This is a genomic window from Desulfomonile tiedjei DSM 6799 (assembly GCF_000266945.1).
GTDB lineage: Bacteria > Desulfobacterota > Desulfomonilia > Desulfomonilales > Desulfomonilaceae > Desulfomonile > Desulfomonile tiedjei.
Genome location: NC_018025.1, coordinates 153,566 through 168,761 on the forward strand (window position 1 = coordinate 153,566; position 15,196 = coordinate 168,761).

Genomic DNA, 15,196 nt, shown 5'->3' on the forward strand with positions numbered 1-15,196 from the left:
GAATTTAGAATTTGGGACGAACTGATTCTTCTGCTCCATAATTCTGTAAATTCTAAAACTTGCAGCAATAGAATCAAGTTAATCCGCTCGGAATTCAACAAATCCTTTTTCTTCAAGTTCTTTTAGGGCCACTGCAATCGTATCTTCGCTGAATCTGGGTTTGATTCTCTTCACCAACTGAATGAATCTGTCTCTACTGAGATCTTTCTTCGTTCGCCCGGCGTCTCGATCTAGATAGACAATGGTCGACCTCAATTCTAAATCTTTGGCGGAAAAAGCCCCGAACTCGTCTACCACTTTGTCAATCTTCTCCTTATTTTGATCAAGGAATTGCGCAGCCTTATTCCGAATCGATTCCGATTCACGGTCAGGAGAAATCTGATATCCTCCGTACCCTTCAGTGAAATACCTGACTTTAACCGCCCCAAAGCCCTCCACCAGATCAAGATCGCCTAAAATTTGGGCCGTAAAAGGACCATGCGTATAGAGTGAAAATTGGTAATTGGTTGGAACCTCTTCTAATTCCTGTAAGAGAAAAATTATCTTCTGAAGAGAAGTCTTGCCAAATTGACGAGACTTTCTTCCAAGGCGCTGAGCAAGTTCCGCTATCAAGGCATATCTATGCCATGGAGTGTCAATCGTGCAACCCATGATCAGGCTCCTTTACCGCGCCCTGGCAAGGCTTCGATTATTTTCTCAGCCTCTTTTCTGTTTTCTTCGGACACGTATATTCTTATCTGGTTCACGGACTTAAGGCCGTTTACCACACTCGACAATTTCGAAAGCGGAGTCAGAAACTGTCTCGTGTTCTTGGTTCCTTGTAGCACAGGAATGTCTTTATCCAGAAATTTGTACCACGATTGTTCTGCCCTATCAACAAACCCTACCTTATCTCCCAAATGTTGGCAAACTTCTTCGGCACGTTCCAGGTCGTCTTTATCAGGAACTTCTTTCGTTGCATAGACCTTTTTGAAATGTTTTCGCCGCCGAATAATCTCTCCATGATATCCACCTTTGCCCTGCTCCAAAAGGCCGAGGACTCGCCAATCGGTCCACTGAAAATAGGCTTTCAGACTGGCTATATTGTTTGGGGCTGGAAAGCGGCCTTTCATCTGACCTTTAAGATATGGCTCTTCATCTAGAAGGGACCTCATAGCTTCGGAAAAGTGAAAGTCATACGCTCGTCGGGTTTTGTGGAAATAGACCTGTGTGAACATCATGTAACGAGCTAGGATGAACCCTTCAGCTGCATGCAATCCGCCTTCTTCAATTGCTAGCACAGGGGCGTCCGTCTCGGGATCGATGGCAACTGTCAAAGTTGAGACAAGTCTGTCGAGATCATAGCGTCCGTATGCCACACCTATATGATGAGAGTCACGCAACAAATAGTCGACGCGATCAGCGTCAAGCTGGCTGGATAGAAGACGTCTCCATAATAGACTGCCCTCGTCAGGGACTTCTCCGTTCAGAAATTCCTTGATGTCCTGGGTGGTTATTCCATAGTTCCTTTCATTAGTCCGATGATTAATGATGTCTTCCATCAAGGTAACAGCTTCCGCCGAATAAGATTCATGATCGTATGGTTTACCTGTGTTCTCAGAGATAGGCATGAGTTCTTCCGCGGCATGAGAGAATGGCCCATGTCCAATATCGTGCAGGAGGCAGGAGATACGAATCAGCGCCAACACTCGATCTAAGCCGCCGTCAGTATAATTGAGGTCGTTCTTCAGAATGTCCTCACTCCCTAATCGGACATTCTTGAACATACGTGTTGCAACGTGCATGACTCCAAGGGAGTGCTCGAACCGAGTGTGTAATGCACCAGGATAGACCATATCTGTCCAAGCCAATTGTCGAATTCGCCGTAACCTTTGAAACAGGGGATGATTGATTATGTCCTGCTCCCATTCGTTGAGTTCTATAAATCCGTGGATTGGGTCACGAATAGGTTTCAAGACACATTCCTTAAACGTGCAATCATGTCAATTGGAAGGAAGCTCGGGGCCAAACTCCGCGCTGGCTGGAAAATCGCCGCTGGATCAGTGCAACACAATATTTGCCGAGACAATCACTAGCAGCTTTGTACGATTGAGAACCAATCTCCTGAAACTGCTTGTAGTAGAACTGTATACGGCTGTCAATGAGAATCGCTGAAGGCTTTCTCAAGTGATTCTGTTGAGAACCTATTCTCTTGAAAGCCCTAGAAATGGTATCGTGGCACTCATTGACTCGTAACAAACCATACAATATGCTGAAAAGAGGCTCTCAAGCCTGAAAGGAAAATTACGAAAAGGAGGGTGTCGGCAGTGACACAGAAAGTTGACGGCTGCGTCGTGCCTGCTAAGGGTCCAATTAGATCGAAAGAAATTACCGAAGCCACCGGACACGCTGAAAGGAAGGAGGAACCGATTATGACTATCGCTCGTGTGGGAAGACCTGCACCTGACTTTGAAGCAAGTGCTTACATAGAGAACGGATTCAGGAACATAAAACTTTCGGAGTTTATGGGGAAATGGGTGGTTATCTGCTTTTATCCGGGTGATTTCACCTTTGTTTGACCTACCGAACTAGCGACAGTTGCCGCAAAACATGATGAATTAGTCAAAATGGATGTTCAGGTTCTCTCCATAAGCACAGACAGCCGCTTCGTTCATAAGATCTGGGACGAAGAGGAACTGTCGAAAATGGTCCCCTCCGGAATTCCTTTCGCAATGCTCTCCGATCCAGGTGGAGAAATCGGAAAAGTCTACGGTGTATACGACGAAGCTGCCGGAGTCGATATTCGCGGCAGATTCCTTATCGATCCCGATGGTATCATCCAGGCCATGGAAGTCATGACTCCGCCGGTGGGACGCAATTTCTCCGAACTCGTACGTCAGGTAAAAGCATTCCAGCACGTCCGCCAGAGCGGAGGCTCCGAAGCCACTCCAGCAGGGTGGAAACCCGGTGATCCCACTTTGAAACCGAGCCCTGCGCTGGTCGGAAAGGTGTGGAAAGAGTGGAAGGTCTCCGAGTAGCCGAGAATTCCTCATGTAGCAATCAAAATTAAGTCCGATTTAAGATAAGAATATTGGTGGATGCCGGCCTCCGTGCCGGCACATCTTTTGTATGATTAATGATATCGATAGAAGGAACCTCCAGAGCCCCTGTCAGTGCCCGGTAGCTTGCCGGTAATTCGTCGAGGAATCGCCTCCACTTTTTGCGAGTTTCAGAATGTTTGCCGATTCAGGCTGTACGTTTCGGGCAGTCGATTTCGGCCGATGAATCCACTTATGAAAATGAAGACTGCTGGAAGTCACCTTGAATCCGCTGCGAGACAATATCTGAAGAGCAGGGTAGTTGCTGGCCAAAGTCCGAACGGCAGCAAATTCTGCACCGTTTTGTCCCAGATGACTCAGCGCTGCATGATTGAGCGCAACGCCCAGCCCTTTGTTGCGTCGTTCAGGACGCACTCCTATGAAGTCCAGGCTTGCAGCCCGAATTCCCACTGTCCGGGAGAAGTTTTCGCTTGTTTTGAAGGTTATGAACCCCTCTACTCCTTTTCGCGAGCGAGCAACCATTACGCCAAACTGGTCGGTTCGGAAGCAGTTTTCAACTAAACGGCAATACAATGATTTCGCTATGGCGGTGTGAATCATGGGATCGTAGGCAAAGCGATTATGCACGTGAGTCGCTTCTACAATATCCAGGACTTCCTGGCGCTCCGAAGGTCTGCAGAAATCCAACTCTATTCCGGCGGGTAAACTGGGAGCTACATCGTTTGCCAGGTGCCGTCCCATGAAGACTTCTGTTCCGACATAGCGGAAACCGCAAAGCTCCAGTGCGTGGGCAGAATAAATGTCATCTACGGCTACCCTGCAGTCCAGAAAATCGACTTCAGGAAGTTCTTCCATGACAAATCTCAAGAGTCTCGCATGCTCCAGCGGACCGTCCGACCTTGACAGAAGATGGCGTACGGCATACATCCTGAGCCCGAAGTGCTGACTCATCCAGGGCAAGGCCTGCAAAGCAATCAACCCCATCAAACGACCGTTGTCTCTGAGACAGATACTCTGTGTATTAGGGTCGGCAAGTGTCCCTGCCAAATAGTGTGCCATGCGATCCTTCTGAACTCCCATGGACAGCAACTGAAAATCCTTGTGAGGATAAAATGCAAAAAGCTCTTTTGCCTCTTCGTCGCGGCTTGGATCATATGGTGCGAACACCAGTTTTCTCATATTCACTGATTCTCCTCCAGTGGTTCAATTCTGATTCTTGCTTCCAGGATTGTTGTTCTGAGAGGTATGGCTGGTTCCCATTTTTGATAAGGAACATTGTCAGGTCCAGGAGAAATAAGAAGCGGGATACCCGTAGGAGTGACTGACGTGGAGAGCCATCCATTTCCGGGCACATACACCTCGGAAAAGAAATGCCCAAAACGACCGGCAGTGCGGCAAGGGATTCCTCGGGCTCTCAAAAAGGCACATTCAAGCAGGACTGTATCCGGACAGCAACCCGTGCCCTTTCTCAAAGTATCCCGGGCATTCTGATACATGTCATCCAAATTCGAATAAACCGACAGTCCCCCGAAGTAATCGGTCTTTTTTCGGTTGTCATACTTTATGGAGCCGGTGAGCAGTCCATATAGGTGTTTGAATTCATTGCGTGCATCTGGAGGAGCGTTTCCTCTTCCGGATGCCCATGCTATTGCCTCAGGAAGCTCGGGGTCTATCTTGTGTCCCTTTTTGAGATAAATCGCGATTTCGGATGGCACTTGGCCGGATGCAAGTGCCGATTTCAAGAGAAGATCGTGTTTCAGCACTAGTCCCACATCCACCAAGTACTTGAATGCAAAATAGATCTTAACTATTCCCCCCTGACGTACACGGGAATAGTTTACCGTTAACCAACGATTTCCGGCCAAGTCTTCGGCAGACCACGCGGCTGTTCCGGGTCGGACCGCGTGCTCGCTTTTCAAGAGCTTCTGGCCGGGTCCGTCCCGAGGCCCTGTTACCTGCAACGTCAAGGGACCATCGTAACCTTTTGCCTCCACCTTGAAGCCAAGACGATATATGCCGGTCATGGTAAAGCGTGACAGCAGTCTGCCTTTCAAGTGTTCAGGAAGTTGTGCTGCCATCCATTTCTGAAGCGTGCTCTTGAATACAGCTCGTTCGAGACCGACGATCAGGCCTGGATCGCGATCTGCCGGGATCAGTCCGAAATCTGCACAGGTGGCAAGATCTGCAAGAGTGAAAGGTTGTCTGGTCTCGATCAAGACCAGCACTTTCAAGTCCGGGTGCAGTTTGGCCGCTTTGATCCAGTCTATGGAAACGCTGTCTGCTTTACAGGGTAGTGACACCCACGACATTAGCGAGAAGACGGAGATCAGAAGTAAAAAGGTTTTTTTTCTCAGCCGGCAGCTTTGAATTCTGCTTTGAGAAAGCGATTTCACGAAAATTGACCTCTAGTGCAGTCTGGCGAGCAACATTTTACATGAGAAAATGCAGGGACACTCAGCTATCGCTAAGCTGGCTGCTCGAATGATGATCCGGGATTGGACTGCACAGATTCGGGAGTTGGAATATCCTCTCCAATTGCGGGCCGGCGACAGTGTGTATGGGGAAATTGTGCTTGAAGTCACCGGCAGGACAGCTTATATGCATCCGCGCCTCAATAACAGGGCTCTTCCTCTATCACATGATGATAAGAGCGTCAAGCCGATAAGAGCGAAGACTCCGTTGGCAGACTCACAAGAACCTCTCTAATACAGGTTTTCTGATAATACGATTCAACGGGGTGAATTGTCATTCCGAGTCAAAGCAAAGCAACTGGAGATGAAATCGCGGGCATGTCAGTCTATGAATTAAGAGGAATTTCCTATTGCTATAAACGTGCTTTCCGGAACTACGATCCGGACTTGCCGAGGGACGAGAAGCGCTTGGACTTGCGGGCAGCTTTCTGAGTTTCCACCTTGTGGACAGGTACAACCAACTTGTCACCGGGTTTCAGCCTTTTCCTCAGGTTAACATCAGGATTCAGACCGGCAAGGATGTTCTTCTGAATGTTGTACCGCTTAAGTATTCTGGGGAGACTGTCTCCGCGGTTGATGACGTGCACTATTTGCTGTTGCTTGGGTTCTTCTTTAAGCTGGTCCAATTTAGCGAGCAGCACTTCTCTCTTACCGGCCGGAACCCGAATACTGTATTCCATTCCCGGCGGAGTCATTCCTCGAACAAGAGAAGGATTCAACTCCACAAGACTGTCATGAGGGATACCCGTCACCTTCGCTATTTTTTCCAGTCTATAATTCCCCTCGACATTGACTAATTCGTGGTTCTCGTCATCCTTTTTTCCCCGCAGGGGTGCAAATCCGTACTTTTCAGGAGTCTTGGCGATTGCGGCTATTGCATGAAAACGGGGAAAAAACTCACGAGTCTCTCGTTTGAGACGAGGGCTCGAGCAGATTTCATCATACTCGTTCGCATCTTCCTGGCAGAGGACTTTATTAAGCTTGTTTTCACCGGAATTGTATGCGCTCAATGCGAGACGCCAGCAACCAAACATTCCATACAGGTCTTTGAGATAAAGCATAGCCGCTTTGGTCGACTTGCGCGGATCGAGCCGCTCGTCAACCCAACTGTCCACTCTCAAGCCGTAACTTCTTGCAGTTGCAGGCATGAACTGCCACATGCCTAAAGCGTTTGCAGGCGACCGAGCTTCAGGATTCGCACCAGATTCCAGCATGAACAAATATGCGAGATCTTCAGGTAGGCCGTTATCCCGCGCTGCCGTCTTAACCATAGGAAGGTATTCCTCGGCCCGGGAAAGATACCGTTTCATCGTTTCCCGCTGAGAATAGGCATATTCCTGGATAAACTGGCGTACCTTCGGAGCTGTATAATCCATCGGTACTTCGGGATAGCCGTTTTTCGCAGGAGCAGGTTTCTTTTTGTCTGAGGTAGAAGTAAAGGAGATTGCTCGGGAAAGGGCATTTGCAACAGCAGGTCGGTAATCCAGGTCAGATTTGATCAGCGCGCCTTTTGATCCACATCCTACGAGGAGGAGTTGGCTTGCCGCGAAAAGAACGCACCAAACCCATCTTCTCGCATGCCGCGGAACCTCGGATGCAACCCCGAGTTTGCCTCGGGGCGTCACCTGTCACGCTCCGCATCGACCCTTTTATGAAGAGAACTCCACATCATGGCAAAAATCATGATAACACATGGCGTATTACGGACAAAGCACTTTCGCTTCAGGAGCTTCTCATCAAGCCCAGGACTTATTATGTATCCGGAAAACGGATCACCAATCTTGGGGGAGCAATTTCAAGATGACCGCCGATTTGGGCTAGAATCGAACGTGCAGCAATCAATCCTATGCGATCGTTCGGATCGGGTATTCCGTCGATTGTCGCTCCATTATGGCCGTTCCATTCCATCTTCATTACCGTCGTATCGAGCTGACCGATTGTAACCTGGAGACATTTTGTGTAGGACCCGGCATTCTGTTTGTACCACAGTTCAAGCGCTGCAATCGTATCCCTGGCGAACGCGAGACAATGGACCATGACGTCCTCGACAATGGCAGGATTCCCTCCGAGATTAGGCAGTCCTTCTTCACTTTCTACGACAAGATCGATACCGCGGCCTGCGAATTGCTGTCCCATTAACGTTTGCACCCGGTTCAGAAGTTCCCGCGCATTGATAGGATAACCGTCATGCTGTTCGCCCCTTGCAAACCTGCGCATGCTCTCGATTATCTGTGTCGCCCGCTGGACCTGATTTACGACAATATCCAGGCGCTGCGTGAGAAAATCTCTCTCGTTTTCAACAAAATTCGTGCGCGAAATCTTTAACTGGAGCACCTGAGATGCAATCATAATTGTATGCAACGGTTGCGCAATTTCATGCGTGAAACCGTTGAAGATCTCTCGCAGAGAGGTCAGGTGTAGTATCTCTTCAGCACTCAATTCCTTTTGAACACCGACGCCAACCGGCTTCATTCGGGGGCCTCCCGATACGTGTTTGAAAGAAGCCATAGCACAGTATTCGAGAAGATACTATGTCAAAAGACATGAGCCAATAAAGCTTCAGTTTCGAACAGTGGTTTGAGAGGTATTTTGTCTGAGTACGCGGCGGAGAGCACTTCAGGAAACGGAGCAGATGATAAAGTTTGGATCCCAGCCCAAGACACCCCGGTCTTCGCTAACTTATGTGCATAACTGCGAAATGATATGAGACTTCTTCTCTTATCCGGTGGCCTCTGAACCGCCATCTTGTGAGTGCATATTTTATTTTCGAGGGAATGCAATCATGAAAAAACGTCTCACATCGTACCGCGACAAGCGGGATTTTGCGAAGACTCCTGAACCAGCCGGTGAAACGGAATCGAACCATAAGGTCCCGATATTCGTGGTGCAGAAACATGATGCCAAGAAGCTCCATTACGATTTTCGCCTCGAAGTGAACGGTGTGCTTAAATCCTGGGCGGTTCCGAAAGGTCCTTCTCTTGAGCCTTCGGTAAAGAGACTCGCTGTGGCTACGGAAGACCATCCTTTGGAATATGCGGATTTCGAAGGATACATTCCGGACGGGGAATATGGAGCAGGCCCTGTTATTGTCTGGGACAGAGGCTTCTATTCCAACATTACCCAAAAAAGAGGTCAGGCTCTCTCCATTGAACAAGCGATTGAGCACGGCCACCTGACGGTCCTTCTGGATGGAGAAAGACTGAAAGGCGCCTATTCGCTGAGTCGAATCCAATCCGGTGCTAAAGCGCAATGGCTCATGGTCAAAGTCAAAGATAAATTCGCAGCGGATCGGGACCTTGCGACCGAGTTTCAGGACTCGGCTTTGAGCGGCCGGACTCTCGAGGATATCTCGAACGAGTCCATGTCAGAGACACCCCGCGCTGCTTTGGCCTCCGTGAAGAAAACACGAAAATCACCTCATGCCACAGACCCGTTTCCGAGCAGGATTAAGCCCATGTTGGCGCTTCTGTCCAAGATGCCCGCGGATCAAGAGCAGTACGGATTTGAATTCAAGTGGGACGGTATACGGGCCATCTGCTACTGGGACGGAGAAAGCCTCCGTATAGAAAGCCGCAATCTGCTCGATATCACGTTCCGATGGCCGGAGTTGCAGCAGTTGGGAGAACTCCTCGGAGACAGCCCGGCTGTGCTTGACGGGGAAATCATAACCCTCGATGAGCAAGGAAAAGTGAGCTTCGGGTTGCTGAAAGAACGAATGCATCTTTCAAAAAAACCTTCTCTCAGACTGATGCAACGAGTTTCTCCGGTGTACATGATCTTCGATCTGCTCTATTACCGCGATCGATCGCTCATGGGTCTGGCGTACAGAGAAAGACGGAAACTCCTTGAAAAACTGGGATTAGTTTCCAATCATCTGCAGGTTCCACCTTCGTTTCCGGGTCGCGGTGAGGAGACACTAGCTGCAGCCATCGAGAATGACATTGAGGGAATTGTTGCGAAGCGGCTGGAAAGTGGATACGAAGCAGGAAAACGAAGCGGCGCATGGATTAAAATCAAAACCGGCAACCGGCAGGAATTGGTCATCGGCGGCTGGGTGCCTGAGAAGGGTATCAGAAGCCGAGGAGTAGGCGCATTGCTAGTAGGGTATTACGATAATGCCCGCAATCTGATATTTGCAGGAAAAGTAGGAACGGGCTTCACTGACGCGTGTCGAATCGAACTAATGAACATGTTAGATAAGCTGGAGCAGGAAAGCAGTCCGTTTACAACAAAACCTTCTAAAGAGGCCATATACGTGAAGCCGCAACTCGTTGCGGAAATAGAATTCAGAGAATGGACGTCCGATGGGGTTCTCAGGCATCCATCATTCAAAGGGCTTCGTGAAGACAAGGATCCAACGGAAGTTGTCCGGGAAGATGTCGCAGTGCAGTGAAACATACACGATCTGACAATACCAAATCATCGATAACCATCGAAGGTAAAAAGCTCCACCTGACGAATCTCGATAAAGTGCTTTATCCCGCAACCGGTTTTACCAAAGGCCAGGTGATCGAATACTACGCGAAAATTTCTGAGGTTCTTCTTCCGCACGTGAAGAATAGACCTCTCACCTTGAAACGATATCCGAACGGCGTTGACGGAGAATACTTCTACGAGAAGATGTGTCCGTCACATCATCCGGACTGGATACAGACCACCCGTGTTGCGAGTCAGCACCGAAAGTTCGTGGATTATTGCACCATCGACGGTCTTGCGTCTTTGATCTGGGTGGCCAATCTTGCCTCTCTTGAGCTGCATACCTCGCTTTCTCATTCGGATAATGTGCTTCGACCTTCCATGATAGTCTTCGATCTCGATCCGGGGGAGCCTGCAGGATTGCTTCAATGCGTTGAAGTGTCGCTCATCTTTCGAGACATGTTGCGGGATCTGGGGTTGGCCGGTTTCGCGAAGACCAGTGGAGGAAAAGGTCTTCACCTGTACGTTCCATTGAACACGGAAACTGATTACGATCGTACCAAAACATTTGCGCAAGCTCTTGCCAGGTCATTGGCCAAACGCATGCCGAAACTCGTCACTGCAAACATGAGAAAGGATCTGCGTAAAGGAAAAGTGTTCGTGGACTGGAGCCAAAACGACGATCACAAAACAACGGTGTGCGTGTATTCCTTGAGAGCACGCGAAAAGCCGACCGTATCTGCTCCAATAGCGTGGAGTACCCTTGAAACCTGCCATAAAAAGAAAAATGCTTCCGGCCTTGTCCTGGATACCGAACAGGTGCTCAAGCAAGTCGAAAAAGAAGGCGACCTCTTTGCGGAAGTGGTTTCATTGAGACAAAAGCTTCCGGAACTCGCGGTGTGAGAATAAGAGTTATGGCGTCCGACCAAAAGTCTTGAGAATGTCATAGGAATGACGGACCTGATGATCGGGTCCATGACACCCGAGTCTCCACATAGGGAAGATCACGGTGCTCGATCAAGACCTTTCCGAATTTTCTCTGTCATGCGTCTCTCTTGTTCAAGCTTTTCTCTAATTTCTTCTTCTGCTCGCTCTTTTTCCTTTTTCCTATCCTTCTCACGCTCTTCAGCGCTGCGACGAGACAAAGACTTGTTGAACCCGCATTCCTGAAGACAATGGCGGTAATTGTCCTGGTCCTTGATACCCGAGCACTGAGTCAGGCAGTCGGCAGTATCTCGCTCAGATTGACCAGGGTTGTTGAGAAGCATGTCCCATATCGTTCTTCCGCAACCCGACACATTCAGCAACAGCGAGATCGAGCACAAAAGAGCAAGCCTCTTGGAACCTTTTGACATGCGAACAGATCCTGGCTGATGAGGTGTTTAGAGAATGGGATTTCATGAGTACCGCAATCAGTTCTACTTAATGCCGGACTCTTTGCCAACAGTGTAACCATTCAGTTACAGGGGGTAGAGATTTCTACAGCCCCATAGGGGCTACCCAACAGTAGCCGTGGGTGCAAACCCACGGAAGCGATACGGGAAGTCTTTTGTTTTCAAGACCCTGAAGGGGTCGACCAACGACATTTGAAAATTATTGCCTATCGGTGGACCCTTTCAGGGTCATTCAACTATGCATAGGGGCGTGCGGCTGTCCACGGGTTGACACCCGTGGCTAGTGCGCCTGTGAGCGTACTTGATCAGAGAGGTGCAAGTCCTCTCCAGGTATACCTTCTCCGGCCTGTAACCGACTGTAACTGCGTCGTCGTGAGGCGGGGTGGAGAGCAACAGGAGGTGAACGACCAGTCCGTAGGATAACGAACCTGTTTCGGCCGGGTGGTTTCGGCGAGCCTGCTAGCCTATGGCGAAGCCTAGACCCGTGGTTGGGAAGGCATTGAGTTGCCGAAGTACCAGTGCGGGAAATCTGTCGAGCTGATGGGTAAGGTGTAAAAGCGATGACAGAGGGCCACCAGGTGGTTGGGGACGGAATGGTCTGGACGGTTGAGTACGTGAAGCAGGGAGATCTGTGTGCGGGAGAGACACACACAGAAGTCAGAGCCTCCATAGTAGCGTTGAGACGCCGTAATGGGCGAGGAGCAAAGGGAGGCAGGAAGGTGGGTGCGCAACAGTCAGAAACGCGGAATATACACCGGTATCGAGTGACCGTTTGGCCTAGACCGCCGGAGACATCCGCTGCTATCAGATGGACTAACCGTGTATTACGCTGACACCGCACGCTGGCTACCTCTGTAATGGAGGAGAAGGCTTCGAGTCTTTCGCCACATCTGGATGTTCTCTCGTCTGCATCCTCTGCGTGGTTAGTCAGTCCCCTCGGGGGTGAACCACCGACTGGAGAGCCGTATGCGGGAGATCCGCACGTACGGTTCGGAGGGGGGAGCGCCGGGTAACCGGTCGTTCCTACCCCTATCTATTGGGGCCGCCCTTCCAGGGCGTGCCCGGCTATGACTAAATGGTTACCCAACAGTTCATATACCAGTTGACACAATTTCTGACCCTTTGACCATGTTGTTCTTTGAAAGGACGGTAGGGGCCGGCGTCCCTGCCGGACCGAACTGGTTGATTTGTATCTGAAAAACGTGCCTGCACGGAGATACAGCACCCACCAATTTTCAAGCAGTGCTTTTCGCAATCGGAGGCTATTTTATATACTTTCCCATAATAGACTCCTCTCCAGATTCTCAATCCTTCCAAGGGGGTTGTTATTCTTCCATTGCTCTGGTACATGTCGTTAGCCTGAAAATCATTCCTGATACAATCGTAGTGGAAGTGAACCGCTGGATGGCGAATTCGGAATTGTACATAGATGTGTTGATCCCGTTACCGTTGGATGGACCTTTTACCTATCGTGTTCCGGAGGAACTAAAGGTCCGGGCGGATGTGGGCAGGAGAGTCCTGGTACCTTTCGGAAAAAAAATTCGAGCCGGGTTCATCGCCGCAGTTTCGGACAGCGCTCCACAGGATCATGAAATCAAGGATGTGTTGGATATTCCGGACGAGCCGCCATATGTGTCTCCTCCCCTGTGGTCTTTCCTATCGTGGATGGCCGAGTATTACATGCTTCCCTGGGGACTCGTGCTGAGGACCGCTTTGCCTCCGGGTTCGGATAGAAAATCCAAATCCTGGGCAATCATTACCCGCGAAGGTCTTACTTCTGAGGAATGCTCGTTTCCAGCCTCATTTGTGAAAGCACGCGTGATGCTTCGCAAGGATCTGGAAGGACTTATCGGACCGGCACAGGTGGAGCAGGCTGTCTCTCGAGGGTGGATTAATCTTGAAGAACGCATAGCTCGACCGCGTATCAGTCTCAAAAGGAAAGAAATCCCTGAACTCCTTTACGGGCGGAGCGAAAATCCGAAGGACCGGGAATCGATCCCTACTCTTACGGGAGATCAGGCCGTTGCCGTGGAGCAGATGAAGACGGCAATAGTTGCCGGGGGTTTTCATGCATTCCTGCTCTTCGGCGTGACAGGCTCGGGCAAGACGGAAGTCTATCTTCGCCTCATTCAAGAAGTGATAGACCGTAAGAAAAAGGCTCTGGTGCTTGTTCCCGAAATAGCCCTGACTCCTCAGCTCGCTCGCCGGTTCCTGAGAAGAGTGCAGGGAAAAGTGGGTATCTTCCACAGTGGATTGACTCCATCCCAGCGCCTGGATGAATGGAGGCGAGTCAAAGCAGGGAAAGTTGACGTCGCAATAGCCGCGAGATCGGGGATATTCCTGCCGATGGACGATCTGGGACTCATTATCGTTGATGAAGAGCACGATCCTTCGTACAAACAGGAAGATAGCTGCCCGTACAATGCCCGCGATATGGCTCTTGCCCGTGGAAAACTTGAATCGGCCTGCGTTGTTTTAGGAAGCGCCACGCCATCTTTCGAGTCGTTTCTGAACGCCCGGCACGGGAAGATTACCCGTATAGAACTCCCGGTCAGATATCATGGAGGCGCACTTCCGCAGGTGGAACTTGTGGACCTCAGAGAAAGCAAGAGCATTAAGAAGGCTTTTCTGACTCCAACGCTCCTGGAATCCATCCGGCAGACGCTGGAACAGGGCGAGCAGGTGGTGCTTTTCTTGAACCGTCGCGGGTTTGATACGTTTGCCCAGTGTAATTCCTGCGGTCACGTATTCAAATGTCCCAACTGCGACATAAGTCTGACACATCACAAACGAGCACGGGATCTCAGGTGCCACTTGTGCGGATTTTCACGGGCAGCCCCCCCGCTGTGCCCTCAATGCGCGGGTGAAAAGCTTTTTTTCGGGGGCGTTGGAACGCAAAAAGTGGAAGAAGAGCTGCAGACAGTTTTTCCTGAAGCACGCACAGGAAGACTCGATAGGGACAGTACCCGGAAAAGAGAAGAATTAGGGCGCATTCTCGATCGCTTTCGAAAGCGGGAAATAGACATTCTCGTCGGTACGCAAATGATCGTGAAGGGGCATGATTTTCCCGGAATAGGTCTTGTTGGAGTGCTGTGCGGAGACACATCGCTCCATTTTCCGGATTTCCGTGCTGCAGAACGCACATTTCAAATTCTCGCGCAAGTTGCAGGGCGCACAGGGAGGGGATCCGATTCAGGTCGAGTCCTGCTGCAGACGTACGATCCCGAACATGAAGTGATCCGTTTCGCGGCATCACACGAGTATACGGGATTCTTCGAGTATGATGCTCAGATGAGGCAAGAGCTGTATTATCCACCTTTTGGCCATCTTATCCTGATTCGGGTGGAAGGTAACAGTGAGAAGAGAGTGGAAAACAAAGCATTGGAGATAGGGCGTGCTGCTCGCATGGTCAAACAGGAATTTCCCGCAGTTTCCATACTTGGGCCTGCCCCATCGCCAAGAAAGAAAATGGTAGGACGTTTTCGATGGCAACTCCTGTTCAAGTCTGCCAACCGGTCAGACGTTCGCGGTCTTGTGAAACAGCTTAAATCAGGCGACCACCTGCAGAGTCGCGGTCTCAAGATAGTAATAGACGTGGATCCTGTAGACTTGATGTAGTCATACCAATGCGCGGCCAAAGAAGTGACATTGGATGAAGCCGGCCCTGGCAGGTCTCCGAAGCGAAGTCAGCCACGCAAGGCGTGGCGTTCGTAGCGGAGGAGATTTGCCAGGGCCGGCAATGAACAAGCTTCTCGATGTTACTCGCATGAAAGCGCATTGGTATCACATTCTTGAAAGAGAGATGTCGCAAAAGGTACCCCGTATGGATACTTCTCCTGATTTCACAAATTCCTAACCTACCTTTGCGTAAGTCATG

At 50.0% G+C, this 15,196-nt stretch carries 11 protein-coding genes; 4 read left to right on the forward strand and 7 right to left on the reverse strand.

Annotation, left to right across the window (positions count from 1 at the left end):
- Positions 1-78 precede the first annotated feature (78 nt).
- Positions 79-651 carry a Panacea domain-containing protein gene (locus DESTI_RS00630; protein ID WP_014808031.1) on the reverse strand — a complete coding sequence of 191 codons (573 nt, stop codon included), beginning with the start codon at positions 649-651 and terminating at the stop codon, positions 79-81.
- Positions 652-653: 2 nt separating this feature from the next.
- On the reverse strand, positions 654-1,955 hold the full coding sequence (locus DESTI_RS00635; protein WP_014808032.1) for an HD domain-containing protein: 1,302 nt from the start codon (positions 1,953-1,955) through the stop codon (positions 654-656).
- Between the two features lie 411 nt (positions 1,956-2,366).
- On the opposite strand from DESTI_RS00635, the gene prxU reads away from it, so the two are divergent.
- Positions 2,367-3,017 (forward strand): thioredoxin-dependent peroxiredoxin, encoded by a 651-nt coding sequence (gene prxU / locus DESTI_RS29630; RefSeq protein ID WP_237671512.1) that lies wholly within the window; start codon positions 2,367-2,369, stop codon positions 3,015-3,017.
- 132 nt (positions 3,018-3,149) lie between these two features.
- Here prxU and DESTI_RS00650 read toward each other — a convergent pair whose 3' ends face one another.
- The 4 genes from DESTI_RS00650 to DESTI_RS00670 form a co-directional block, all read right to left on the reverse strand.
- Positions 3,150-4,217 (reverse strand): GNAT family N-acetyltransferase, encoded by a 1,068-nt coding sequence (locus DESTI_RS00650; RefSeq protein ID WP_014808034.1) that lies wholly within the window; start codon positions 4,215-4,217, stop codon positions 3,150-3,152.
- Positions 4,218-4,219: 2 nt separating this feature from the next.
- A complete protein-coding gene (locus tag DESTI_RS00655; RefSeq protein ID WP_157212068.1) occupies positions 4,220-5,338 on the reverse strand; it encodes a transglutaminase-like domain-containing protein in 1,119 nt (372 codons plus the stop codon).
- Positions 5,339-5,883: 545 nt separating this feature from the next.
- The gene (locus DESTI_RS00665; RefSeq protein WP_014808037.1) at positions 5,884-7,134 is read right to left on the reverse strand and encodes a lytic transglycosylase domain-containing protein; all 1,251 of its coding nucleotides are present in this window, start codon (positions 7,132-7,134) and stop codon (positions 5,884-5,886) included.
- 127 nt (positions 7,135-7,261) lie between these two features.
- Complete coding sequence (locus DESTI_RS00670) at positions 7,262-7,981, reverse strand: histidine kinase dimerization/phospho-acceptor domain-containing protein (protein ID WP_041285854.1); 720 nt, start codon at positions 7,979-7,981, stop codon at positions 7,262-7,264.
- A gap of 310 nt (positions 7,982-8,291) precedes the next feature.
- Here DESTI_RS00670 and ligD (DESTI_RS00675) point away from each other — a divergent pair, with 310 nt between their 5' ends.
- A complete protein-coding gene (gene ligD / locus DESTI_RS00675) occupies positions 8,292-9,902 on the forward strand; it encodes a non-homologous end-joining DNA ligase (protein ID WP_014808038.1) in 1,611 nt (536 codons plus the stop codon).
- Complete coding sequence (gene ligD / locus DESTI_RS00680) at positions 9,899-10,828, forward strand: non-homologous end-joining DNA ligase (RefSeq protein ID WP_014808039.1); 930 nt, start codon at positions 9,899-9,901, stop codon at positions 10,826-10,828. The genes ligD (DESTI_RS00675) and ligD (DESTI_RS00680) overlap by 4 nt, the downstream gene beginning before the upstream one ends.
- Positions 10,829-10,929: 101 nt before the next feature.
- On the opposite strand, the gene DESTI_RS00685 is transcribed toward ligD (DESTI_RS00680), so the two are convergent.
- Positions 10,930-11,280: a hypothetical protein gene (locus tag DESTI_RS00685; protein WP_014808040.1), complete on the reverse strand. Its 351-nt coding sequence runs from the start codon at positions 11,278-11,280 to the stop codon at positions 10,930-10,932.
- Between the two features lie 1,443 nt (positions 11,281-12,723).
- Between DESTI_RS00685 and priA the strand changes: the two genes are divergently transcribed.
- Positions 12,724-14,937 (forward strand): replication restart helicase PriA, encoded by a 2,214-nt coding sequence (gene priA, locus DESTI_RS00690; RefSeq protein WP_041286612.1) that lies wholly within the window; start codon positions 12,724-12,726, stop codon positions 14,935-14,937.
- Positions 14,938-15,196: the final 259 nt, after the last annotated feature.